Here is a 23765-nt window from a genome sequence, read left to right as displayed (position 1 = left end):
GCGTCGGCACCCCCGCCACCGGCGACCTCTCGCCAGCCGCCCCGACCGGCGCCCGGGGCGTCGCGCCCACCTTCCGGGCCGACCGGGGGCGGCGGACGGACCACCCGCCGCAAAGCCCATCCAACCAGTAGAGATTGCCGCTTTCCGTGGGACGCGGATCCCGGCATGTGGTTGGCCCTTGACGCCAGTTCACCGCCTGACCCACTCTTCCTACCAACTAAGTAGGAATACTGCGGATTGGATGGACGATGAGACGGCTCCCCCTGCGTCGGTGGGTCTCCCTGGCCACCCTCGCCGTCATCGGCGCGGCGACCCTGGGCACCGCCGCCGCCTGCGGCGACGACAGCGAGAGCGCGGGCGGCGGCTCCGGCCCGACCACGCTGCGGCTCGGCTACTTCCCCAACATCACCCACGCACCCGCCGTGGTCGGCGTGGAGAAGGGCATCTTCGCCGAGAAGCTCGGCGGCGACGTCAAGCTGGAGACGAAGACCTTCAACGCCGGCCCGGCCGCCATCGAGGCGATCTTCTCCGGCGCGCTCGACGCCACGTACATCGGCCCGAACCCGACCGTGAACGCCTTCTCGAAGTCCAAGGGCGAGGCCGTCCGGGTCATCTCCGGCGCGGCCTCCGGCGGCGTCGCGCTCGTCGTCAAGCCCGAGATCACCTCGGTCGAGCAGCTCCGGGGCCGGAAGATCGCCACCCCGCAGCTGGGCAACACCCAGGACGTGGCCATCCGCCACTGGCTCAAGGAGAAGGGCCTCATGACCACCAAGGAGGGTGGCGGCGACGTCAAGATCATTCCGCAGGAGAACGCCCAGACGGTGGAGACGTTCGACAGCGGGGCCATCGACGGCGCCTGGGTGCCCGAGCCGTTCGTGTCCCGGCTGGTCAACGCCGGGGGCAAGGTGCTCGTCGACGAGCGCGACCTCTGGCCGGACCGGAAGTTCGTGATCACCAACCTGATCGTCAGCACCAAGTTCCTCAAGGCCCACCCCGACGTGGTGAAGAAGCTGGTCGAGGGTCAGGTCGCCGCGAACGAGTTCGTCAACGGCAGGCCCGACGAGGCGCACCAGGCCATCTCCGACCACATCGGGAAGATCAGCGGGAAGCCGCTGGACCTCAAGCTGATCAAGCAGGCGTGGCCGACCCTGGAGTTCACCAACGACCCGATCGCCTCGTCGCTGAAGACCGGCCTCGACCACGCCGTCGCGGTCGGGCTGACCCAGCCGGTCAGCCTCGACGGTCTCTACGACCTGACCCACCTCAACGAGGTGCTCAAGGGCCAGGGCAAACCCGAGGTCGGCCAGCCATGACGTCGACCACGACGGCGCCACGCAGCGCGACCGGCTCGGTCGCGCTGCACGGCGTCACCAAGGTGTACGGGCGCGGGGCGAACGCCGTCGTCGCCCTGGACGGGGTCTCCCTCGACGTCGCGCCCGGCGAGTTCGTCTGCCTGGTCGGGGCCTCCGGCTGCGGCAAGAGCACCCTGCTCAACCTGGTCGCCGGCCTCGACCGGCCCAGCGGCGGGCGGATCACCCTCGACGAGGGCGTCGACCCGGGACTGATGTTCCAGGAGCCGGCCCTCTTCCCGTGGCTGACCGTCGAGGGCAACGTCGAGGTGCCGCTGAAGCTGCGCGGGCTGTCCCGGGCGGCACGGCGGGACCGGGTCACCGAACTGCTGGGTACGGTGCACCTGGCCGACTTCGGCCGCAAGCGCCCGCACGAGCTCTCCGGCGGCATGCGCCAGCGGGTGGCGCTGGCCCGCACCCTCGCCCTGGACACGCCGGTGCTGCTGATGGACGAGCCGTTCGGCGCGCTCGACGCGATGACCCGGGACATCCTGCACGACGAGCTGGAACGGATCTGGACCGAGCGGCGGCTCAGCGTGCTCTTCGTGACGCACAACGTCCGCGAGGCGGCCCGGCTCGCCGACCGGATCATCCTGCTCTCCAGCCGTCCCGGCCGGATCATCTGGTCCACCCCGGTCGACGTGCCCCGGCCGCGCCGTATCGACTCCCCCGAGGTCGCCGCGATCGCCGCCGAGGTCACCGACCGCCTGCGTACGGAGGTGGGCCGCCATGGCCGGTGACACCCTCGCCACCGTCGGCCGTACCGACGCGGAGATCTCCGGGCTGGACGCCCTGGAGCTGGCCGGCCGGGAGGAGAGCCGCACCCGGGCCAGCCGGCTCTGGGCGGCGACCTGGCCGAAGCTGGCCGCCCTCGCCCTCGCCGTCGGCGCCTGGCAGGTCGTGGTCTGGACCGGCTGGAAGCCGGAGTACTCGCTGCCCGGCCCGGTGGCCGTGGGTCAGGAGCTGCTCCGGCAGGTCAGCGGCGTCCAGCTCTGGGACGGGCTGGCCACCACCCTGCGCCGGGCGGCCCTCGGCTACCTCTTCTCGGTCGCCGTGGGCCTGCTGCTCGGCCTCGCGGTCGCCCGGTCGCGGATCCTGCGGGCCGCGATCGGCTCGATGATCACCGCGCTGCAGACCATGCCGTCGATCGCCTGGTTCCCGCTGGCGATCCTGCTGTTCGAGCTGAGCGAGAAGGCCATCTTCTTCGTGGTGGTGCTCGGCGCCGCGCCGTCCATCGCCAACGGCGTGATCGCCGGCGTGGACTACGTGCCGCCGCTGCTGCTGCGCGCCGGCCGCAACCTCGGCGCCCGGGGGCTCAACCTGTACCGGTACGTCATCGCGCCCGCCGCGCTGCCGGCCATCGTGGCCGGCCTCAAGCAGGGCTGGGCGTTCTCCTGGCGCAGCCTGATGGCCGGCGAGCTGATCGTGGTCGGCATCTCGCAGACCTCGCTGGGCGCGCAGCTGACCTACTCGCGGGAGCTCTCCGACTCGCCCTGGCTGATCTCCACCATGATCGTGATCCTGGTGCTGGGCCTGGCGGTCGACGCCGCGTTCGGGGCGGCGGACAAGGCGATCCGGCGTCGCTGGGGCGTGCTGGACCAGGCGGGCCAGTGACGTGTACGTCTCCGCGCGCAGTGACTACGCGCTCCGGGCCATGCTCGTCGTCGCCGCCGCGGCCCCCGGCGGTGGCAGCGAGCTGGTCAAGGCGGGGGCGCTGGCCGACAGCCAGGGGATCCCGCTGAGCTTCCTCCAGGGCATCCTGGTCGACCTGCGCCGGGCCGGTCTGCTCGTGAGCCACCGGGGCACCGAGGGCGGGTACGCCCTGGCCCGCCCCGCGGTCGAGATCAGCGTCGGCGACGTGCTCCGCGCGATCGGCGGGTCGCTGACGACCGTCCGCGGGCTGCCGGCCGAGCGGGCCGGCTACGCGGGCGTGGCGACCGGCCTGCGCGACGTCTGGCTGGCCGTGCACGGTGCGATCGCCCTGGTGGTCGACCGGACCACCCTCGCCGATCTGCTGGGGGTGCAACACCGGTCGTCCGGCGCCGGGGAGACCCGCGCCCGCTGACCGCCCGGCCGCCGGCGCGCGGCGGCGGCGGTGCTCAGCCGACGGTGGACGCCGGCCGCTCCGTCGGGCTGCGAAGCTCGACCGGAGCGGCCGGCGCGGCCCCGTCCGGGGTGACGTGCCACGGCGCGAACACCACGACCACGGCGAGCAACAGCCCGGCCAGCGCCACCGCGAGCACCAGCAACAGTTCCCGCGCCGCGCCCGAGCCGGCGTCGCCCACCATGGTCACCCCTCCCGCGCCGGGCGGTCCCGCCCGGATCTTTCCCCCGCCCTCAGCTTCCACCACCCACGGCGGCGGAAACAGTCGCCGATCGGACGTAACGTCCGCTGATTCCGGACTCAGCGACCGGCTCCGGGCACGGGTGCCCGGAGCCGGTGGGAGGAGCGGTTGGGGAGTCGGTCAGGAGGCGTGCGGAGCGCGGGGACGGCGGGAGCGGCGGGGCCGCCCCGAGGCGCGGTGCGGAGCCCGGCCGCCGTCACCGGCGCGACCGGCCGACCGGCCGCCGGCCGATCCGGAGGAGGCGGCCTGCGGCGGAGGCGGCGCGATCGTCACCGGCACGCCGGACGGCTCCCGGGCACCGGTCACCCGGGCCAGGGCCTCGTCGCCGGGACGCACCTGGACGGACTCGGGACGGATGCCGGCGGTCGACATCAGCCGGGACACGTCCCGGCGCTGCTCCGGCAGGACCAGGGTGACCACCGCGCCGGACTCCCCCGCCCGGGCGGTACGCCCACCACGGTGCAGGTAGTCCTTCGCCTCGGTGGGCGGATCCACGTTGACCACCATGTCCAGCCCATCGACGTGGATGCCCCGGGCCGCCACGTCGGTGGCGACCAGCGCCGTCACCTGCCCGGTGCGGAACTGCTCCAGGATCCGGGTGCGCTGCGGCTGCGACTTCCCGCCGTGCAGCGCGGCCGCGCGTACCCCCTTGGACAGCAGCTGCCGGGCGAGCCGGTCGGCGCGGTGCTTGGTGCCCATGAACAGGATGGTGCGGCCCTCGCGGGCGGCGATCCAGGTCAGCGCGGTGGGCTTGTCCACCGCGTCGACGTGCAGCACGTGGTGGGTCATCGCGGTCACCGTGGCGGTGCCCGGGTCCACCGAGTGCGAGACCGGGTTGCTGAGGAAGCGGCGCACCAGCTTGTCCACGCCGCCGTCGAGGGTGGCCGAGAAGAGCATCCGCTGCCCGTTCGGGGCGACCTGCTCCAGCAGCTTGGTGACCTGCGGCAGGAAGCCCATGTCGGCCATCTGGTCGGCCTCGTCGAGCACGGTGATGCCGACCTGGTCCAGCCGGGCGTCACCGCGGTTGATCAGGTCGTGCAGCCGGCCGGGGGTCGCCACGACCAGCTCGGCGCCCGCGCGCAGGGCATCCGCCTGGCGTTGCAGCGAGAGCCCGCCGACGACGGTGGCGCAGCGCAGCCCGAGGGCCCGGGCGTACGGGTCGAGCGCGGTGGTGACCTGCTGGGCCAGCTCGCGGGTCGGCACCAGCACCAGGGCCAGCGGCCGGCCCGGGCGGGCCCGGCGGCCGGCGGTGCGGGACAGCAGGGGCAGCCCGAAGGCGAGCGTCTTGCCGGAGCCGGTGCGGCCCCGGCCGAGCACGTCGCGGCCCGCGAGCGAGTCCGGCAGGGTCGCCGACTGGATCGGGAACGGCTCGGTGATGCCCTGGGCGGTCAGCTCGGCGAGCAGCGCCGGGGCCAGCCCGGTAAGGGCGAAAGAGGGTACGACAGTGGTCATGCGGAAGCCTTCCTCGACGCGGCACGTGTCGAGGGAGGGCGCCGAAGGCGGCGCTGTCACCGGCGGACCAGGCCGCGGGTGACTCACAAGCACGAACCGAAAGGGGTACGGGGCCCGGCCCGCCGCCGCCTCGCCGCCTGCTCACGCAGGTCGACGACGGGGCGGACCGGTCCCGTCACCGCGCCCGGAGGGCGCGGTGGGTGTTACGTGGAGATCCGAAGATCAGAGCGGGCGGATGTTCTCCGCCTGCGGGCCCTTCTGGCCCTGGGTCACCTCGAACTCGACCCGCTGGTTCTCGTCCAGGCTCCGGTAGCCGGAGGACTGGATGGCCGAGAAGTGGGCGAAGACGTCGGCGCCGCCGCCGTCCGGGGTGATGAAGCCGAAGCCCTTGTCAGCGTTGAACCACTTGACGGTGCCAATAGCCATTTTTGTTTCGTCTCCTTGACGGAACGTCGAACCCGCACTTGTTGCGGGCTCGAAGAGGAGCGCGCCACGCGGAACTGCCTGGCTCGCTTGTCGCTTCTGGTCGCCCCGCCCGGAGAACTCCGGACACAACAAAGAGCGCCTGGGCCACAATCCTCCAGGCGCACACAGAGTCTCTGGGAACCATAACTGCAACGCGACCAACCTATCACGGATTCGGCCCAGCACCACCGTCTGCCGGAATTTCCGGTACGGAAGCGATCAGCGCGGTCAGCCCGTCCGCGTCGAGCAGGTCCGCCGGGCGGACCGTGACCCCGTCCCGCACGTAGTGGAACGCCGCGCCGACCCGCTCCACCGGCACGCCGGCCAACTCCGCCCAGGCCAGTCGGTAGACCGCGAGCTGCACGGCGGCCACGTCGGCGGCGGCGCCCGCGGGCTGCCGGCCGGTCTTCCAGTCGATTACGTCGAACCGCCCGCCAGGCCGGGCGAAGACGGCGTCCATCCGCCCCCGCACCACGACCTGAGCGATCACTGTGGCGAAGGGCACCTCCACCTCGACCGGCACCCGGTCGGCCCACTCGCTGGCCAGGAAGCGCTCCTGGAGCTCGGCCAGCGCCTCGTCCGGCGCCGCGTCCGCGTCGGCCGCGCCCGGCAGCTCGTCCAGGTCGAGCAGCCGGTCGGCGCCGAACCGCTGCTCCAGCCAGGTGTGGAAGGCGGTGCCCCGGCGGGCGTACGGATTGGGCTCGGTGGGCACCGGACGGCGCAGCGCGCGGGCCAGCGCCGCCGGGTCCCGGCGCAGCGCCACCAGCTGGGTCACCGACAGCTGGCCCGGCAGCGCCACCTCGACCGCACCGGACTGCCGGGTCAGCTCGGCCCGCTCGGCGAGCAGCAGGTCGGCCTCCCGCCGCCACCGCGCCACGTCCGGATCGTCGACCGGCTGATCCGGGCTTTCGCCGGAGGCCCCGTCGTCGTCGGCGAGGAAGCGGCGGACCAGGGCGGCCGCCTCCGCCAGCGCCGGCCGGCGGGCGCCCAGCGGGTCGGCCGGCCACTCGGCGCGCAGCACCACCTCGGTCGTCGGGTTGACCGCGTCGCCGGGCGGCTCCGGCGCCCACTCGTCGACCAGGTGCCCCGCGCCGGCGTCCAGGCAGGCGTCGTGCACCTCCCGCAGCAGCACCGACGGGCCGCGCGGCCGTTTGGTGCCCTCCCCCCACCAGTAGCCGGAGCAGAGCAGCAGCCGCCGGGGCCGGGTCACCGCCACGTACGCCAGCCGGCGCTCCTCCCGCTCGTCGTGCGCCCGCCAGGCGTCGGTGAAGTCCTCCAGCGCCCGGGCCACCCCCCGCTGGTCCTCGGCCTCGGCGAGGCCCAGCTCGGGCAGCCCGTCGGCGTCGCCGCGCAGCGGGAACGGCAGCACGCCGAGCCCGCCGAGCCAGTGGTCGGAGTTGCGCACCGGCCCCGGCCAGACGCCCCGGCTCAGCCCGGCCACCGCCACCACGTCCCACTCCAGGCCCTTCGCGGCGTGCGCGGTGAGGATCTGCACCGCGCCCTCGACCACCTCCACCTCGCCCGGGGTGAGGCCGCGCTCCTCGTCCTCGGCGGCGGCCAGGTAGGCCAGGAACCCCGACAGGGTGGCGCCCGGCGTCTCGCCGCTGAACCGGGCGGCGACGTCGCCGAGCGCGTCCAGGTGGCCCCGGGCCAGGCCGGCGTCCCCGGCCCCGTCCCGGCCGGCCCGCACCGCCACCTCCACGTCCAGGCCGATCGTCCGCTCGATGTCCGCGATCAGCTCCGGCAGGGACTGGTCCAGCCGGTAGCGCAGCAGGCCCAGCTCCCGGGCGTACGCCCGCAGCCGCGCGTAGCCCTCCGCCGAGTACGCCTGCGCCGGCCCCAGGTCGGCCAGCGCCTCGACCAGCGTCGCCTCGTCGAGCAGGTCCGGGCTGATCTCCGGGGTGCCGTCGTCGGCGAGCCTGCGCCGGGCCGCCGCGATGGCCTTCGCCCGGCGGTGCAGGGCCACCAGGTCGCGGGGCCCGATCCGCCACCGCGCGCCGGTCAGCAGCCGCAGCAGCGCGGCCCCGTCCGTCGGATCGGCCAGCACCCGCAGCGTGCACACCACGTCGCGCACCTCGGGGGTGTCCAGCAGGCCGCCCAGGCCGACCACCTCGACCGGCAGGCCGCGCTCGCGCAGCGCCGACTCGATCGCCGGGATCTGGCTGCGCAGCCGCACGAGCACGGCGGTGGTGGGCCGCAGCGGCACCGGGATGTGCTCGGGCAGCACGCCGGGCATCCCCGCCGCGCCGCGCCAGGCGTGCAGCACGCTGTCGGCGATCCAGTCGGCCTCGTCGGCGTACGTCCGCAGCAGGGCGCAGTGGACGGTGCCGCCGGCGGCGCCGCGGGCGCTGCGGTGCGGGACCGGCTCCTTGACGCTCATCGCCGCGCGCAGCTCCGGCACCCGCGCCCCGGCGGCCCGCAGCGGGGTGGCCAGGGCGTTGGCGACGCCGAGGATCTCGGGCCGGTTGCGCCAGCTCGTGGTGAGACCGAGCACCTCGGCCGGCGCGCCGTCGGCGCGGGCGAACTCCGTGGGGAAGCGGTCCAGGGTGCCGGCGCTCGCCCCGCGCCAGCCGTAGATCGACTGGCACGGGTCGCCGACCGCGGTCACCGGGTGCCCGCCGCCGAAGAGCGCGTTGAGCAGCACCACCTGGGCGTGGCTGGTGTCCTGGTACTCGTCCAGCAGCACCACCCGGAAGCGGTCGCGCTCGATCGCGCCGACCCCCGGGTGGTCCCGGGCCACCCGGGCCGCCCGGGCGAGCTGGTCGGCGAAGTCCATCGCCTCGAAGTCCTCCTTGCGCCGGGCGTACGCGCGCACCAGCGGAAGCAGCTTCAGCCGGATCTGCTGGAGTTGCAGCGCCTTCCGCACGTCGGCGTAGACCCGGCCGGGACGCGCCTGCACCTCGGCGAAGAACCGGCCCGTCCAGGCGGCCAGCGCGTCCGGGTCGACCAGGTGCTCGTCCAGCTCCCCGGCGAGCGCCAGCACCGCGTCGGTGACCGTGCTCGGCATCCGGTCCACCTCGGACATGTCGCCGTCGTAGTTGCGCACCAGCAGGTCGACCAGCTGCCAGCGGGACGCCTCGGTGAGCAGGCGGGTGGACGGCTCGTAGCCGGCCCGCAGCCCGTGCTCGGTGACGATCCGACCGGCGTACGAGTGGTAGGTGGAGACGGTCGGCTCCCCGGCCAGCGGGTCGTCGAGCGGGTCGCGCCCCCGCCGCCCGAGCCGGCGCACCAACTGGTCCAGCCGGGTACGCACCCGGTGCGCCAGCTCCCCGGCGGCCTTGCGGGTGAAGGTGAGCCCGAGCACCTGCTCCGGCCGCACGTACGAGTTGGCGACGAGCCAGACCACCCGGGCGGCCATCGTCTCGGTCTTGCCCGACCCGGCGCCCGCCACCACCAGCAGCGGCTCCACGGGGGCGGCGATGATCGCCGCCTGTTCCCGGGTCGGCGCGGGCAGCCGCAGCAGCTTCGCCAGCTCCACCGGGGTGTACCGGGGACCGGCGTCGGCGACCCGGGGCGCGGGGGTCGCGGTGCTGAACAGGGCGGGCTGCGTCACTGTGCCAGCTCAGTTCGCGACTGCGGGGCTCGCAAGCTCACTCCTCTCGCTCACGGATGCTCCGGGCGGCGGGCGGTCGGCGGCTCGACCACCTGCCGGCCCTGCCCGGACACCGGGCAGCTCGTCCGCACCGGGCAGACCCGGCACTTCGAGTTGGCGACCGCGGCGAAGGTGGCGGCGGCCATCGTATCGGCGGTGCGCCGCACCAGCGCGGTCGCCCAGCCGGCCTCCGGGCCCTCCCCGGCCGGCGGCTGGCTCTGCTCCCGCGCGTCCTTCGCGCCGGTGCCGAGCTGCACCAGGGCCGCCCCGCCGGACTCCTCGCCGAAGTCGGCGAAGGCTCCCGCCTCCACCGCCGCCTGGTAGGCGCCGAGCTGCGGGTGCTCGGCGAGGTCGTGGGCCGTGACGGCGGTGGACTTGCCGGTCTTCAGGTCGATCACGACCAGCCGGCCGTCCTCGTCGACCTCCAGCCGGTCCACCCGGCCGACCAGCTCGACCGGCCGGTGCGGGTCGTCGAGGCGCACCGCGAACTCGTGCTCGATGGCGAGCAGCCGACGCGGGTTCGCGGCCAACCAGCGGAGCAGCTTGTCCACCATCGCCTCGGCGCGGCTGTGCTCCGGCCCGACCATCCAGCGGGCGGCCAGCTCGATCGCGTCGAACCGGGCGGCGACGTAGTCCAGCAGGGCGCCCCGGTCGGCGCTGGCGTCCTCGGCGAGCATCGCGGCGGCGTGCACCAGGTTGCCGACCCCCTGGGCGGCGCTGGCCGGCGGGCTGCCGCCGTGCCGCTCCAGCAGCCAGCGCAGGCTGCACCGCAACGCGCTCTCCATCGCCGACGGGGTGACCCGGACCGGCTCCCCCTCGTCGACCAGCGGGCGGTCGTCGGAGAGCTGCCGCAGCCCCCACCAGTCGTCCGGGTGCGCGCCGGCCACCCCGGCGGCGGCGAGCCGGGCCAGCTCGGCAGCCGCTGCCTGCCGCCGGGCGTAGGGCGCGGCCGGGTCACTGACGGCGGTACGCAGCTCCGCCACCAACGCCGGCAGGGTCAGCGCCCGGGGCGGCCGGCTCATCGGCAACGCGCCCGGCCGGTCCGGTTCCTCCTCGGCTCCGGCGGGACCGCCGTCGCCTGAGATCGCAGGGCCGCCGTCCGGGGGCGGAGGGCCGCCGCCCGAGGACGCAGGGCCGCCGCCCGAGGACGCAGGGCCGCCGCCCGAGGACGCAGGGCCGCCGCCCGAGGGCGGTGGGCCGTCGCCCGGGGTGGGCGGGTCGGTCGGGCCCAGCTCGTAGAGGAAGCGGCTCGGCTGCTCCTCGTGGTCGTCGCCGCCCACGGCGGCGGAGGCGACCGCGCTGACCAGCAACCGCCGCCGGGCCCGGGTGACCGCGACGTGGAACAGCCGGCGCTCCTCGTCGAGCAGCGCCGAGGTCTGCCCGACCAGGGCGGCCACCGCGCCCGTGCCGGCCGTCCGGCCGGCGAGCACGTCGACCAGGCGCTCCGAGCCGAGCAGGCTGCCCCGCAGCCGCAGGTCGGGCCAGACGCCCTCCTGGACCCCGGCGACCGCCACCAGATCCCACTCCAGCCCCTTCGCGGCGTGGGCGGTGAGCAGGCGCACCGCCTCCCCCCGGTCGGCGGTCGGGGCGAGGGTGTCGGCCGGCAGGTCCTGGCCGAGCACGTGGTCGAGGAAGACCTCCGTGCGTGCGCCGGGCAGCCGGTCGGTGAACCGGGCCGCCGCGTCGAAGAGCACCATGACGGCGTCGAGGTCGCGGTCGGCGGCCTCGGCGCGGCGGCGGCGCGCGACGTCGCCCTCGCCGGCCACCGTCTGACCACGGCCGGTCGCCGCCGACCACAGCTCGGCGAGCCCGCTGGCCCGCCAGACCGCCCAGAGCACGTCCTCCGCCGTGGCGCCGGGCCGCGCGGCGGCCTCCCGGGCGACGGCCAGCAGGCCGGCAACCGTCTGCGCCGGCTCCGCCCAGTGCCGCTCGATCCCGGCCAGCTCCGCCGGGTCGCGCAGCGCCTCCACGATCAGCTCGCCGGAGGGCCGGCGGTCGCCGCCGGCCAGCGCCAGGGCGCGCAGCCCCTGCCGCAGCCGCCGCTCCGCCAGCGGATCGGCGCCGCCGAGCGGCGAGTGCAGCAGGGCTACGGCGGCCTCCTCGTCGAGCCGCTCGGGCTCCAGGGCGCAGCGCAGCAGGAGCAGCAGCGGCGCGACCGCCGGTTGCAGGTGCAGCGGCAGGTCCTCGCCGTGCACGACGGTGGGCACCCCGGCGGCGTGCAGGGCGCGTTGCAGCGACGGCAGCTGTCGCCCGGTGGAGCGCACCAGCACGGCCATCTCCGACCAGGGCACGCCGCCGAGCAGGTGCGCCTCGCGCAGCGCGTGCGCCAGCCAGGCCGCCTCGCTGGTGGCCGAGCGGAAGGTGTGCACCTCGACCGAGCCGGGCGGCGCGTCGGGCAGCGGGTGCAGCCGGCGGTGCGCCGCCGGGCCACGCAGTCGCCGCGCCAGCCGGCCGGACGCGGCCAGCAGCCGGGCACCTGCCCGGTAGGAGGTGGTGAGCACCACCTGTGCCGCGGGCGCCCCCGAGGCGGTGCGGAAGCGGTGCGGGAACGTCGCCACCCCCGCCGGGTCCGCGCCACGGAACGCGTACGTGGAGGAATCCGGGTCGGCGAACGCCACCAGGGGCTTGCCGCCCCCGGCCACCGTGGCGAGCAGGTCCTGCTGGGCCGGGTCGGTGTCGGCCAGCTCGTCGACGTAGACGTACGCCAGCCGCCGGCGCTCGGCCGCGAGCAGCTCGGGGTCGTCGAGCAGCATCCCGGTGGCGGCCCGGACCAGCTCGGCCGGGTCGTACGCGACGGAGCCGCGGTTGCTGACGTCGCGCAGGGCGAGCACGGCCACGTACTCCCGCAGGAAGCGCGCGGCGGCGGGCCAGTCGGCGCGGCCGAGCTTCTCGCCCAGCCGGGCCAGCTCGACCGGGCCGACGCCCCGCTCGGCGGCGCGCATCAGCAGGTCGCGCAGCTGCGCGGCGAAGGCCCGGGTGCGCAGCGCCGGGCGCAGGTCCTCCGGCCAGCCGACCGGGTCGTCGTCGGGTTCCTCGCCGACCACGTCGAGCAGCTCACGGATGATCAGATCCTGCTCCGGACCGGTGAGCAGCCGGGGAGACGGCTCGCCGCGCTCGGCCGCGGCCCGGCGCAGCAGCCCGAAGGCGTACGCCGGAAGGGTGCGCACCAGCGGCTCGCGCAACACGCGGTGCCCGTCCTCGGCGACGCGGGCCTCGATCCGCTGGCGCAGCGCGGTGGCGCCCCGGCGGCCGAAGGTGAGCACCAGGATCCGCTCCGGGTCGACGCCCTCGGCCACCCGCGCGGCGACGGCCTCGACCAGCGTGCCGGTCTTGCCCGTGCCGGGGCCGCCGAGCACCAGCATCGGCCCGTCGGTGTGCGCCACGATTTCTGCCTGGCGCGGATCGGTCAGCCGCGCCGCCCCACGCCGCGCGGCCCCGCCGGCCGGCCCCTCGGACCGCCGTTCACCCTCGACCGGCCCCTCGGACCGACCGTCCCCCCGGGCCGGCCCGCCGGGCCGGTGGTCCCCCCGGACCGCCTCGGCAGGCCGGCGCACCAGCCGGTACGCCTGCATCCGTCCATCCCACCACGCCGGTACGACACCTCCAGCCCGCCACCCCGCCCGCGCACCCCCGGGCGCACCCTCCCGGATGGAGCCGGCGTCGATCATGAGGTTGGCCGCGCGGTTCGCCCCTTTCGTCCCCGCCAACCTCATGATCGACGCGGAGGGTGGGGGGTGGGGGTGGGGGGTCAGGTCAGGTGGAGTTCGAGGGTGTCCAGGGCGGCGGGGACCGTGTCGGTCACGGTGAGCAGGCCCAGGCCGGCGGGCTTGAGGAAGGTCTGGTCGGCCAGGGCGCCCAGCCAGTCGAGCACCGGGCGGTAGAAGCCGTCGGTGTCCACCAGCACCATGGGCTTCGTGTGCAGGGCCAGGGTGGCGGTCGTCCAGACCTCGAACAGCTCGTCGAGGGTGCCGAGCCCGCCCGGCAGGGTGAGGAACGCGTCCGACTTGTCGATCATGAGGGTCTTGCGGCTGGCCATCGAGTCGGTGACGAGCAACTCGTCCGACGCCAGGTCGGCGACCTCCAGGTCGACCAGCGACTGCGGGATCACGCCGACCGTCCGGCCACCGGCGGCCCGCGCCCCGTCCGCCAGCGCACCCATCATGCCGACGCACCCGCCGCCGCTGACGAGGGTGTGCCCGCGCCGGGCGATCTCCGCGCCCGTCTCGGCCGCGAGGTCCAGCCAGCGCTGGTCGAGCGTACGGGAGGAGGCGCAGAACACGCAGATCGCCGCCACGTCAGCGGTCCCGGTTCCCGTCGCCCGCCTCGGCGGCGGCCTGCTGGTCGGCGGCGGTGACGGCGACGGCCTCCTCGCGGACCGCCTCCTGCTCGACGTTGAGGGCGGCCTCGGCCTCCACGATGTGCCGGACCGCCGCGTCGACCTCGTCGGTCACGCAGATCAGCTCCAGGTCGACCGGGCCGATCTTGCCGTCGGCTGCCATCGTGTCCCGCAGCCAGTCCAGCAGGCCGCTCCAGTAGGCCGCGCCCATCAGCACCACGGGGAACCGGGTGACCTTGCCGGTCTGCACCAGGGTCAGCGCCTCGAAGAGCTCGTCCATGGTGCCGAACCCGCCGGGCAGCACGACGAACGCCTGGGCGTACTTGACGAACATGGTCTTGCGGGCGAAGAAGTAACGGAAGTCGATGGCCAGGTCGACCCACTCGTTGAGCCCCTGCTCGAAGGGGAGCTCGATGCCGAGGCCCACCGACAGCCCGCCGGCCTCGCTGGCCCCACGGTTGGCCGCCTCCATCACGCCCGGCCCACCGCCGGTGATCACCGCGTAGCCGGCCCGGGCCAGGGCCGCGCCCAGCGCCTCGGCCATCTGGCACTCCGGGCTCTCCGGCCGGCTGCGGGCGGAACCGAACACGCTGACCGCCGAGGGCAGGTCGGCGAGGGTGTCGAAGCCCTCGACAAACTCGGAGAGGATGCGCAGCGCCCGCCAGGCGTCCTTGGTCTTCCAGTCCTCACGCCCCCGCGAATCGAGCAGGCGCTGGTCGGCGGTGCTGCTCGTGATCGCCTGCCGACGCAGTGTCACGGCCCCCCGGTGCCGCTCCCGTCCCGGCTCGCGGCCGGCCTCCCGCCCGTTGCTCTGACCCATGGGAGCAACCGTAGTGGAGTGGCACCTGCCAGGTGCGCGGCACCGCGACCCGGCCCGGCGACGAGCCGGGCGACGGGCGAAAAATAATTCCGGATCTTGGGCAACTAATTCGGTCGCACGGACGTCTTACTATTCACATACCGGGTATGCCCCGGCGCGCGCCTTCGGGGGAGGAGTCAGCGTGATCAGCAACACCGAGATGATCCGGATCCGGCGGCAGATGCAGCGCCGCATCCGCGACGTGGTGGCCGAGCGCCGCCGCGCCCGCCTGATGGAACCGTCCACCGACCAGGGCGGCCAGACCGACGCCCGGCCCACCGCCGACGCGTCCACCACCGTCTGAGCCGCACCGACAGCACCGCGAACGGAAGGTCCGCGTCATCCGACGCGGACCTTCCGTCCATGCGGGGACGCCCGCCCCCGGGGCGTCAGGCGGAGGCGAGCCAGCGGTGCAGGGTGGCGGCGCCGTCGCGGATCTTGGCGATCTCGACGTGCTCGTCGGGGTGGTGGGCCAGGTTGGGGTCGCCGGGGCCGAAGTTCAGCGCCGGGATGCCCATCGCGGCGAACCGGGCCACGTCCGTCCAGCCCAGCTTGCCGATCGGCGCGGCACCGACCGCCGCGAGGAACTCCTGGGCGGGCGCCGCCTCCAGCCCGGGCGGGGCGCCGGCGGCCGAATCCGTGATCCGCACGTCGAAGCCGGCGAAGACCTCGCGCAGGTGCGCCTCGGCCTCGGCCGGGGTCCGGTCCGGCGCGAACCGGTAGTTGACCTCCACCTCACACCGGTCGGGCACCACGTTGCCGGCCACGCCGCCGTGGATGCGGACCGCGTTCATGCCCTCCCGGTAGTCGCAGCCGTCGATGGTGACCCGGCGCGCCTCGTAGTTGGCCAGCCGGTCGAGCACCTCGCCGGCCGCGTGGATCGCGTTCACGCCGTGCCAGGAGCGGGCCGAGTGGGCGCGTACGCCGGTGGTGGTGACGACCGAACGCATGGTGCCCTGGCACCCGGCCTCGACGATGCCGTACGTCGGCTCCAGCAGCACCGCGAAGTCCGCCTCCAGCCACTCCGGGTGCGCCTCGGCGACCAGGAAGAGGCCGTTGTACTTCGACTCGATCTCCTCCGCCTCGTAGAAGAAGTACGTCACGTCGTAGCGCGGGTCGGGCAGGCTCACCGCGAGGTGCAGCGCGTACGCCACCCCGGACTTCATGTCCGAGGTGCCGCAGCCGTACATCAGGTCGCCGCGCATGGTCGACGGGAAGTTGTTGTTCAGCGGCACCGTGTCCAGGTGACCGGCGAGCACCACCCGCTGGTCACGGCCCAGGTCGGTCCGCGCCATCACCGTGTTGCCATACCGGTACGTGGTCAGGTGCGGTACGCCCCGCAGCACCTCCTCCACGCAGTCGGCGATCGCCTTCTCGTTGAGGGACACGGACTCCATGTCGACCAGTGCACGGGTCAGCGCCACCGGATCGGCCAGGACCTCGGGGGTCAGCGGGTTCTCCATGGTTCGCACGGTACCGTCAGTTCTGGCGAGCGCGCGGAGCGAGCGTTCCCGTGCGGCCCGCGTGGGGCGCGGAGGGCTCGCCGGCCCGCAGCACGAACGAGAGGTGAATCAGTGACGTCCGAATCCGCCTGGGGCATCGGCCTGGCCACCGTGACCGCTGACGACCAGGTGCTCGACACCTGGTACCCGACCGGCAAGCTGGGCCTCGGCGAGCTGCCGCTGGTCGCCGGCGAGGACGAGGCGGACGTGCTGGACCTGCCGCCGGGAGCGGTCGGCGACCGGGCGCTGCCCGGGCTGCGTACCGTCCAGGTGGTTACCGTGATCGGCTCGCTGGACGAACCGATCAAGGACGCCGCCGACGCGTACCTGCGGCTGCACCTGCTCTCCCACCGCCTGGTGCGGCCCAACGAGCTCAACCTCGACGGCATCTTCGGCAAGCTGGCGAACGTGGCCTGGACCTCCGCCGGGCCGTGCCCCCCGGAGCGGGTGGACGAGCTGCGGGTCATCGAGCGGGCCGCCGGCCGCCACCTGGCCGTGTACGGGGTGGACAAGTTCCCCCGGATGACCGACTACGTGGTGCCGTCGGGCGTGCGGATCGCCGACGCGGACCGGGTGCGCCTCGGCGCGCACCTGGCGGCCGGCACCACGGTCATGCACGAGGGCTTCTGCAACTTCAACGCCGGCACGCTCGGCGCCTCGATGGTCGAGGGACGGATCGTGCAGGGCGTGGTGGTCGGCGACGGCTCCGACGTCGGCGCCGGCGCCTCGATCATGGGCACCCTCTCCGGCGGCGGCACCGAGAAGGTGCGCATCGGCGAGCGCAGCCTGCTCGGCGCGAACGCCGGCATCGGCATCTCGCTCGGCGACGACTGCGTGGTGGAGGCGGGCTGCTACGTCACCGCCGGCTCGAAGGTCACCCTGCCGGACGGCCGGGTGGTCAAGGCCCGCGAGCTGTCCGGCGTGGACGGCCTGCTGTTCTGGCGCAACTCGGTCACCGGCGCGCTGGAGGCGAAGCCGCGCACCGGCCGGGGCATCGAGCTGAACGCCGCGCTGCACGCCAACGACTGACGGTCGCCCCGCCGGGTCCGCGGTCGGCCGCGGACCCGACGGGGGTACGCCTCAGCGCAGGCGGTACGCCTGGATGACGCGCTGGGTGACCGTGTTGCCGGCGGTGTCCCGGGCGGTAGCCCGCAGCGAGACGTGCCCGGTGCCGGCGGGGTGCCGCACGGTGGCCGTCCAGCCGTCCCCGCCGGGGCGGACCCGGGCCGGCTGCCAGGTCTTGCCGCCGTCATAGGAGACGTCGACGGTCAGCGCGGCGACCCGGGCCGAGGGCGCGCCCGGCTGCCGCTGCACCTGGACCGGGATCACGAAGCTCCGGCCCGCCGGGGCGGCGTTGTCCCGGTCGAGCCGGGGCGTGAACCGGATCGCCGACGCCGGTAGGGCGGCCGGGTCGTCCCCGGCGACGTGCCGGGACCGGAACGTCCACGTGGCCGCCACCTCGGTGGCGAGGTCGGTGAAGCTCCGCTTCGACAGCACCTCCACCCGGTAGTCGGCCGCGCCCGGCGGCACGTCGAACCCGCCGTACGCCGGCGCCTCGCTCTCCCCGACCAGCACCCCGTCACGGTAGAGGGCGGTGCGGGCGGTGTCGGCGAGCGAGCCGCCGGGGTGCCCCTCGGCGTCACTGTGCAGCGGCAGGTTCACCTCGATGCGGTCGCCTTGGCGGGTGATCCCGGCCGCCGGGAACGACGGTCCGTACGGCGCGCTGTTCCAGCTCTCCCGGTAGTGCCGGCCGGCCCGCAGGCTCCGCTCCTCGGAGAACAGGATCGCCTTGGTGTCGTTCCAGCCGTCCGGGGTCGGCACCCCGAAGTCCAGCTCGGAGGACCAGCGCACGCCCCGGGTGTTGTAGCGCTCGACGCGCTGTCCCGGCGTGGCGGTGGGCAGGCCGACCGCCCAGCCGCCGAGGTCGGGATCCCGGTGCGCGAAGACCAGGCGATCGGTGACCAGCCCCGGGCTGCCGCCGTTGAACCGATGGGTGACGGTGGCCAGGTCCTTCGCGCGGTAGTGCCGGACGAAGCCGGTCGGCATCCGGCCCGGCACGGCCTCGCTGAGGGCGTAGAGGTAGGGGCTGCTCGCCGCTTCCAGGTCGGCCCACTGGCTGCTGATCGCGGCGACGAACCGTTGCCCGGGCACCGGTTGCCCGAGCCCGCCGGTGAAGAGGCCGTCGAAGTCGGAGTCCAGCAGGCCGAAGGTGTAGCTGCCCGCCTCGGCGAGGAAGCTCGCCTCGGTGACGACGAGCGCCGGGGTGGCCGAGCGCTGCGGGACGCTCATCCTGATCGGCTTGCCCCGTCGGGCGTCGAGGGTGATCCGCGTGTCCCCGCTGACCACCAGCTCCGGCTGGACGAGCTGGGTGGCCGCGATGAACTCCCCGCCGTCCACGTCGAACACGTAGCTGACCAGCCCGTACCGGCCCTTGGGGACCCGCAGCTCGGCGGTGCCGTCCGCGTCGTACAGGTCGTACGGGTTCAGCTCGTCCAGGGAGACCAGCGTGGTGCCGTGCTCGCCGGCGAGCGCGCCGGCGCGGTTCAGGTGCCGGGCGGTCACCGTGTAGCTCTCCACCTCCCGGTGCACCGCCAGCGGGGTGGTGGCCACCACCGCGCCGTCGGAGCGGGCGACGATCCGGCCGGTGTAGTGGCCGTCCGGGCCGTCGACCCGGGTGTCGGCGGTGACGGTGGCACTCGCCGTGCCACCGCCCGGCACGGCGATCCGGCTCGCGCCGAGGGTGAACATGCCGGCCGGGGCCGGCTTGCCGTCCGGACCGGTCGCCTCGACGGTCAGGTCCAGGTCGGTCGTGGTCGCGCCGTCGTTGCGCCAGGTCACCGTGCGGGTGATCGGGGTGTCGTCGCCGTGCGGCCAGAGTGCCCGCCCGAGCGACACGCTCGGTGGGTCGCTGGTCACCATCTGCCAGATCGCGTCGGCCAGGTCGACCCGCCCGGCCCCCTGCTCGTACGCGGTCAGCCCGGGCTGCGGCTTCGCCGAGGACATCAGGAGGGCCTTGAGCCGGTCGGCCTTCCAGTCGGAGTGCTTCTGGGCGAGCAGCGCCGCCGCGCCGCTGACGTGCGGGGCCGCCATCGAGGTGCCCGACATCGCCACGTACCCGTCCCCGGCCGGCTCGCCGATCACCCCGTCCCGGCTGCGCGCCGCCACGATCCCCACCCCGGGGGCGGTGACGTCGGGCTTGAGCGCGTCGTCACCGGTGCGGGGACCACGGCTGGAGAAGTCGGCGAGGCTGTCGTCCCGGTCGACGGCGCCCACCGAGAGGGCGGCGTCGGCGGTGCTGGGGGAGCTGACCGGCGCGAACCGGCCGGAGTTGCCGGCGCTGATGACGAAGAGGGCGCCGGTCTGCGCGGTGAGCGTGTTGACGGCCTCCTCCAGCGGGTCGACCTCCGGGGTGTCGAAGCCGCCGAGGCTGAGGTTGACCACGTGGGCCCGCTGCTCGACCGCGGCCCACTGCATGCCGGCGAGGATCGCCGACTCGGGGCAGCCGTACGTCTCGCAGACCTTGCCGTCGAGAAGTGTCGCGTCCGGGGCGACGCCCCGCATCCGGCCGCCCGAGGCGGCGCCGCTGCCGGCGATCGTCGAGGCGACGTGGGTGCCGTGCCCGACGACGTCGCCCGGCGCGGACTCCTCGGTGAAGTTCCGCACCTGCGCCACCCGGCCGGCCAGGTCCGGGTGCGTGGCGTCGATCCCGGTGTCCAGCACGGCGACCCGTACGCCCCGGCCGGTGTAGCCGGCCCGGTGCGCCTCCGGCGCGCCGATCTGCGGCACGCTGCGGTCCAGCGTGAGCTGCCGCCGGCCGTCGAGCCAGATCCGGTCGGCACCCCCTGCCGCGCCGACCCTCGCGCCGGCGGCGGTGACCGCCGCCCAGACCTCGGCGGCCCGCCGCTTGCTCGCCGTGGCGGCGAGCCCACCGACGGCGGGCAGCTCGCGGGTGACCGTCACCCCGCCGGGCACGGCGGAGCGCCGGGCCGCGCCAGTGCCGCCGGTGATCAGCAGGGGCAGGTCGTCGCGCCGGGCGTCGTCGTAGCCGGCGGCGACCAGTTCGGTGACGTCGAACAGCCGCCGGTCGATCCGCCCGTCCCGGATCGGTGCCAGGGCGTCCTCGGGGACGACCGAGAGGTGGCCCCGCTCCCGTCGGGTCAGGAAGCGGACGTCCTCGCGCCCGGGCGCGGGTCGCACGCTGGCCCGGGAGCCGCTGAGGGTGACCCGGTCGCCGGTGAGCAGGGTGACGGTGGCCGGGCGGCTGCCGGCGCCTGCCGCCGGGGACGGCGGGGTCGCGTCAGGACGGACGGTCGGGGCGGCGGGCTCCTGGGCGACGGCCATGCCGGGGGTGCCTAGCACCACGCCGAGCACCAGGCCGAGACCGAACAGTTTTCTTCTTCGCTGCAACGGATCCTCCTCGTCGGGCGTTACTACCTGTAGGGAGAGACGCATTGACAGTTATCAGGGTTGCATACCGGGTATGCAAAATGAAGTCGCGAAGATGACGGACCAGCCAACGAACCGCACCGTCCCTCGGAGATGATCGGTCCATGACCTCCATGAAGGAACGCATGCTGGCCGGCGAGCCCTACATCGCCGACGATCCCGAGATCGCCGCCGACCTCGACCGGGCGACGCGACTGATGGAGCGCTTCAACACCAGCCCCGCCGACGAGCCCGAGGCCCGGCTCGCGGCCCTGCGCGACCTGCTCGGCGAGGTGGGCGAGGGAGCCTGGGTCCGACCGCCGCTCTACATCGACTACGGCTGGCAGGTCCGGATCGGGCCGCGCAGCTTCGTCAACTTCAACGCGGTCCTCCTCGATGTCGCCCCGATCACCATCGGCGCCGACGTCCAGATCGGACCGAACGTGCAGCTGCTGACCCCCACCCACCCCGTCGAGCCCGGGCCCCGCCGCGACAAGTGGGAGGCGGCCAAGCCGATCACCATCGGCGACAACGTCTGGCTCGGCGGCGGGGCCATCGTGCTCGCCGGCGTCACCATCGGGGAGAACACCGTCGTCGGCGCGGGCGCCGTGGTGACGAAGGACCTGTCGGCGAACGTCGTCGCCGTGGGTAATCCGGCCCGGGTCGTACGCCAGCTCGACTGACCCCCATCAAGCCCGCTACCTGCATAAACACCCTCCCGACACTGGCGCGTCGGCCCCGGCGCACGACACTGTGGGTGGTGACGTCGTCACCGGGAGGCAGAGATGTTCGGTCGGGTGCTCGAGCTGCGCGTGCACGGGGTCTCCAACACGCCCCCCGGTCAGATCCTCGGCCTGCGCCCGGCACCGGGGGCCGACGCGTCGCCCCCACCGTGGCTCGTCGCGGGTGGGCCGGTCACCGGCTTCTACCGCTCCCCCGTCGCCGAGCCGGCCGAGCCGGTCGTCGTGGAGGCGTACAGCTGGGGGCGGCTGACCTCCGGCGCGCGGACCGCGCGGGACGTGGAGCGCGCACTGTGGACGCTGCTGCTCCCGTTCACGTTGGCCAACGTCGCGCTGCACGCCCGGCCGTCCGTCCCGGCCGATCCCGGCACCGAACGCTGGAACAGCGCCTCGGGGATCACGGCCTGGCTGATCCGGCTGTTCTGCCTGAGCCTCACCGGCACCTGCGCCCTCACCCTCACCGCCGTCGGGGTCGACCTCGTGGGCTGGCAGTGCGTCGACGACGACTGCCTGCGCCGGATCCCCGGCCCCTGGGAGTTCCTGGGGCGGGGCTGGTGGAGCGAGGGCGCGAGGTCGTTGGCCGTCGGCCTGCTCGTGCCGCTCGGCGTGCTGGCCCTGCTCGGGCTCGTGAGCTGGCGGACCTACCAGTACGAGGCACAGATGCCCGCCGAACCCGTTCCCCCGCCGAGCGCCCCGCAGCCGGTGGGGGCCCCGGCGGGCGGGCGGGAAGGATCCGAGGCGGGCCCGGCCGCGCCCGAACCGCCCCCCGGCCCGCCCGACAACCCGTTGCAGGACCGCACCTTTTGGATCGGCGAGGGCCAGTTACACAGGGGCGCCGTGCTGCACCTGTGCACCGGCGTGGTCGTCGCCGCCGCCGTACCGCTGGGTGCCGTCCTCGCGGTGGACCCGCCCCAGGGCGGCCGCGCGGCCGTCGCCTGGCCCACCGTGACGGCGCTCGCCGCCGTCGTGCTGGTCGCGGTCGTGGCGCTCGCGCGGCCCGGGCTGACCCGCCGCGCGGGCGCCACCCCGCTCGGCGGATGGAGCGTCACGGTCGCCGTGCTCACCGGTGCCGGGCTGGTCGGGACGGTGCTGATCCTGCTGCTGCCCGACGGCCCCGCCGGCACCCCCCTGGCCGACCTGCGCCCGGCGCCCGGCTGCGCCCGGCATCCCGTCGCGCCGGCCTGTGCGGCCGACCGGTCGCTGCCCGGCCTCGACTGGATCATCGCCTGGCTGGGCACGGGACAGTTGCTGCTGCTGATCGCGATCGGGTCCGCGGCCCGGTCCGGCCGGTGGGCGCTGGCCGCGCCGGCGGCGGCCGCCCTGCTGCTCGCCCTCGGGTTCGCCTGGTTCACCGGCTGGCTGCCCGGGCTGCCGCCCGCGCCCGCGACGCTGGAGTTCTGGATGGTCGTCGTCCCGGTCGTCGCCCTGGCCGCCACCGGCCTGCTGCTGCCGCGCGTCCCGTCGCCGACCGAACGACAGCCCCCGGCGCCCCACACCGGCCTGGCCTGGGGCGGCCGGGCTCCGGCGGTCATCGCCGGCTTCGGCTGGATGCTCTGCGTCTCCTACAGCGCCGGACTGCTCTACTGGGTCAACAACCGGCTCGACGGCGGCCCGGCACCGGGCGGGCTCGCCCCCGTGGTGCCCCCGGTTCCGGTGCCGTGGGCCGGCCTCGTCTTCGCCGTCGCCCTGCTCGCGCTCGCCGCCACGGTCGCCCGGACCGGTCTGCTCTACCTCCGGCTCCGCCGGCACGAGTACGCGGAGGCGACGGCAGGGACCGACGGCCCGCTCTCCGCGCACGACCTGCGGCGCTGCCGCGACGTCAGCGCGTGGCAGGCGCTGCACCGGCTGGTCGGCGAGCACGCCGTGCGGCTGGTCGGCTGCTACGCCGCCGTGTCGGCCGTGCTGGCGACGCTCGGCTGCGCCGCCCTGCTCTCCCACAGCCCGCCGCACCCCACGCGCGCGACCGGCGGCGCCGCGGTGGTCGAGTGGGTCTCCGAGGTCGGCGGGCGGCTGCTCGGCTGGCTGCCGGTGCTGATCGCCGCAGTGGGTCTGCTGGTCTACCGCAACGAACTCGTCCGCCGCACGGTCGGCGTGGTCTGGGACGTGGGCACCTTCTGGCCCCGGACCGCGCACCCGCTGGCCCCGCCCAGCTACGCCGAGCGGGCCGTACCCGAGTTGCAGACCCGCACCGCCGGGCTGCTGGCGCTCGCCGAAGACGACCCCCGGGGCGTGGACGGGATCATCCTCTCCGGACACAGCCAGGGCACGGTGATCTGCGCGGCGGTGATCCTCCAGCTGCCCGCCCGCTCGCGGCGGCGGATCTGGTTCCTGTCGTACGGCTGCCAGCTGACCCGGCTCTACGGGCGGGTCTTCCCCGGGTACTTCGGCCCGGACCGGCTGCCGGTGCTGGCCGAGGCGCTGACCCCGCCCGGTGGCCGGGTCCGCTGGACCAACTTCTGGCGGGACACCGACCCGCTCGGCTGGCCGGTCACGGCGGGCGAACGGGACGTGCCCGTACGCGACCCGGAGGCGCTGCACCCCAGCGACGGGGAGGTGGCCGACCCGCCGATCCGCAACCACAGCGGCTACCCGGAGGCGCCCGAGTTCCACCGGGAACGCTCGCGGGTGGCGTCGCTGCTGCACCGGGGCGTCCCGGCACCCCGGCGCGGCCCCGACTGACCCGGCTCCCGCCGGCCGCCG

17 protein-coding genes are annotated in these 23765 nt (G+C 75.0%); 8 read left to right on the top strand and 9 right to left on the bottom strand.

Features of this window, described 5'->3' with window-relative positions:
- Nucleotides 1-248 precede the first annotated feature (248 nt).
- The 4 genes from AB0G08_RS00650 to AB0G08_RS00635 are packed head-to-tail and all read left to right on the top strand — an operon-like array spanning nt 249 to nt 3414.
- Complete coding sequence (locus AB0G08_RS00650; protein ID WP_358081132.1) at nt 249-1313, top strand: ABC transporter substrate-binding protein; 1065 nt, start codon at nt 249-251, stop codon at nt 1311-1313.
- Entirely contained in the window at nt 1310-2089 is a 780-nt protein-coding gene (locus AB0G08_RS00645; protein WP_358081129.1) for an ABC transporter ATP-binding protein, read from the top strand. Before AB0G08_RS00650 ends, AB0G08_RS00645 begins: the two co-directional genes overlap by 4 nt.
- On the top strand, nt 2079-2963 hold the full coding sequence (locus tag AB0G08_RS00640; protein ID WP_358081126.1) for an ABC transporter permease: 885 nt from the start codon (nt 2079-2081) through the stop codon (nt 2961-2963). The genes AB0G08_RS00645 and AB0G08_RS00640 overlap by 11 nt, the downstream gene beginning before the upstream one ends.
- Before the next feature lies 1 nt (nt 2964).
- Nucleotides 2965-3414, top strand: coding sequence for an Rrf2 family transcriptional regulator (locus AB0G08_RS00635; protein ID WP_358081123.1), 450 nt, complete (start codon nt 2965-2967; stop codon nt 3412-3414).
- Nucleotides 3415-3448: 34 nt separating this feature from the next.
- Here AB0G08_RS00635 and AB0G08_RS00630 read toward each other — a convergent pair whose 3' ends face one another.
- The 7 genes from AB0G08_RS00630 to AB0G08_RS00600 form a co-directional block, all read right to left on the bottom strand.
- The gene (locus AB0G08_RS00630) at nt 3449-3637 is read right to left on the bottom strand and encodes a hypothetical protein (protein WP_358081120.1); all 189 of its coding nucleotides are present in this window, start codon (nt 3635-3637) and stop codon (nt 3449-3451) included.
- A 177-nt stretch (nt 3638-3814) separates the two neighbouring features.
- Nucleotides 3815-5146 (bottom strand): DEAD/DEAH box helicase, encoded by a 1332-nt coding sequence (locus tag AB0G08_RS00625; protein WP_358081117.1) that lies wholly within the window; start codon nt 5144-5146, stop codon nt 3815-3817.
- Between the two features lie 222 nt (nt 5147-5368).
- Entirely contained in the window at nt 5369-5572 is a 204-nt protein-coding gene (locus AB0G08_RS00620; protein WP_007464836.1) for a cold-shock protein, read from the bottom strand.
- 205 nt (nt 5573-5777) lie between these two features.
- Nucleotides 5778-9164, bottom strand: coding sequence for an ATP-dependent DNA helicase (locus AB0G08_RS00615; protein WP_358081115.1), 3387 nt, complete (start codon nt 9162-9164; stop codon nt 5778-5780).
- 50 nt (nt 9165-9214) lie between these two features.
- Nucleotides 9215-12775, bottom strand: a complete 3561-nt coding sequence (locus tag AB0G08_RS00610) for an ATP-dependent DNA helicase (protein ID WP_358081112.1) — start codon at nt 12773-12775, stop codon at nt 9215-9217.
- A gap of 176 nt (nt 12776-12951) precedes the next feature.
- Nucleotides 12952-13497, bottom strand: a complete 546-nt coding sequence (locus AB0G08_RS00605; RefSeq protein ID WP_358081110.1) for a TIGR00730 family Rossman fold protein — start codon at nt 13495-13497, stop codon at nt 12952-12954.
- A 1-nt stretch (nt 13498) separates the two neighbouring features.
- Complete coding sequence (locus tag AB0G08_RS00600) at nt 13499-14359, bottom strand: TIGR00730 family Rossman fold protein (RefSeq protein WP_358081107.1); 861 nt, start codon at nt 14357-14359, stop codon at nt 13499-13501.
- Nucleotides 14360-14540: 181 nt separating this feature from the next.
- Here AB0G08_RS00600 and AB0G08_RS00595 point away from each other — a divergent pair, with 181 nt between their 5' ends.
- A complete protein-coding gene (locus AB0G08_RS00595; protein ID WP_358081104.1) occupies nt 14541-14702 on the top strand; it encodes a hypothetical protein in 162 nt (53 codons plus the stop codon).
- An 85-nt stretch (nt 14703-14787) separates the two neighbouring features.
- On the opposite strand, the gene dapE is transcribed toward AB0G08_RS00595, so the two are convergent.
- Entirely contained in the window at nt 14788-15861 is a 1074-nt protein-coding gene (gene dapE / locus AB0G08_RS00590) for a succinyl-diaminopimelate desuccinylase (RefSeq protein WP_358081101.1), read from the bottom strand.
- Between the two features lie 111 nt (nt 15862-15972).
- On the opposite strand from dapE, the gene dapD reads away from it, so the two are divergent.
- Complete coding sequence (dapD, locus tag AB0G08_RS00585) at nt 15973-16929, top strand: 2,3,4,5-tetrahydropyridine-2,6-dicarboxylate N-succinyltransferase (protein ID WP_358081098.1); 957 nt, start codon at nt 15973-15975, stop codon at nt 16927-16929.
- Between the two features lie 51 nt (nt 16930-16980).
- On the opposite strand, the gene AB0G08_RS00580 is transcribed toward dapD, so the two are convergent.
- Nucleotides 16981-20352 carry a S8 family serine peptidase gene (locus tag AB0G08_RS00580; RefSeq protein WP_358081095.1) on the bottom strand — a complete coding sequence of 1124 codons (3372 nt, stop codon included), beginning with the start codon at nt 20350-20352 and terminating at the stop codon, nt 16981-16983.
- A gap of 98 nt (nt 20353-20450) precedes the next feature.
- Between AB0G08_RS00580 and AB0G08_RS00575 the strand changes: the two genes are divergently transcribed.
- The gene (locus tag AB0G08_RS00575; protein ID WP_358081092.1) at nt 20451-21008 is read left to right on the top strand and encodes a sugar O-acetyltransferase; all 558 of its coding nucleotides are present in this window, start codon (nt 20451-20453) and stop codon (nt 21006-21008) included.
- 102 nt (nt 21009-21110) lie between these two features.
- The gene (locus AB0G08_RS00570; protein WP_358081090.1) at nt 21111-23744 is read left to right on the top strand and encodes a hypothetical protein; all 2634 of its coding nucleotides are present in this window, start codon (nt 21111-21113) and stop codon (nt 23742-23744) included.
- Nucleotides 23745-23765: the final 21 nt, after the last annotated feature.

The organism is Micromonospora sp. NPDC023644, from assembly GCF_040640115.1.
In the GTDB taxonomy this organism is placed as follows: domain Bacteria; phylum Actinomycetota; class Actinomycetes; order Mycobacteriales; family Micromonosporaceae; genus Micromonospora.
Note: the sequence above shows the minus strand (reverse complement) of the source record. Positions and strands in the feature narration are given on the sequence as shown.

Excerpts from the sequence above, each read along its gene's own strand:
- AB0G08_RS00650 (WP_358081132.1), top strand. The coding sequence starts at position 249 with ATGAGACGGCTCCCCCTGCGTCGGTGGGTCTCCCTGGCCACCCTCGCC.
- AB0G08_RS00645 (WP_358081129.1), top strand. The coding sequence starts at position 1,310 with ATGACGTCGACCACGACGGCGCCACGCAGCGCGACCGGCTCGGTCGCG.
- AB0G08_RS00640 (WP_358081126.1), top strand. The coding sequence starts at position 2,079 with ATGGCCGGTGACACCCTCGCCACCGTCGGCCGTACCGACGCGGAGATC.
- AB0G08_RS00630 (WP_358081120.1), bottom strand. The coding sequence starts at position 3,637 with ATGGTGGGCGACGCCGGCTCGGGCGCGGCGCGGGAACTGTTGCTGGTG.
- AB0G08_RS00625 (WP_358081117.1), bottom strand. The coding sequence starts at position 5,146 with ATGACCACTGTCGTACCCTCTTTCGCCCTTACCGGGCTGGCCCCGGCG.
- AB0G08_RS00620 (WP_007464836.1), bottom strand. The coding sequence starts at position 5,572 with ATGGCTATTGGCACCGTCAAGTGGTTCAACGCTGACAAGGGCTTCGGC.
- AB0G08_RS00610 (WP_358081112.1), bottom strand. The coding sequence starts at position 12,775 with ATGCAGGCGTACCGGCTGGTGCGCCGGCCTGCCGAGGCGGTCCGGGGG.
- AB0G08_RS00600 (WP_358081107.1), bottom strand. The coding sequence starts at position 14,359 with ATGGGTCAGAGCAACGGGCGGGAGGCCGGCCGCGAGCCGGGACGGGAG.
- dapE (WP_358081101.1), bottom strand. The coding sequence starts at position 15,861 with ATGGAGAACCCGCTGACCCCCGAGGTCCTGGCCGATCCGGTGGCGCTG.
- AB0G08_RS00580 (WP_358081095.1), bottom strand. The coding sequence starts at position 20,352 with ATGCGTCTCTCCCTACAGGTAGTAACGCCCGACGAGGAGGATCCGTTG.
- AB0G08_RS00575 (WP_358081092.1), top strand. The coding sequence starts at position 20,451 with ATGACCTCCATGAAGGAACGCATGCTGGCCGGCGAGCCCTACATCGCC.
- AB0G08_RS00570 (WP_358081090.1), top strand. The coding sequence starts at position 21,111 with ATGTTCGGTCGGGTGCTCGAGCTGCGCGTGCACGGGGTCTCCAACACG.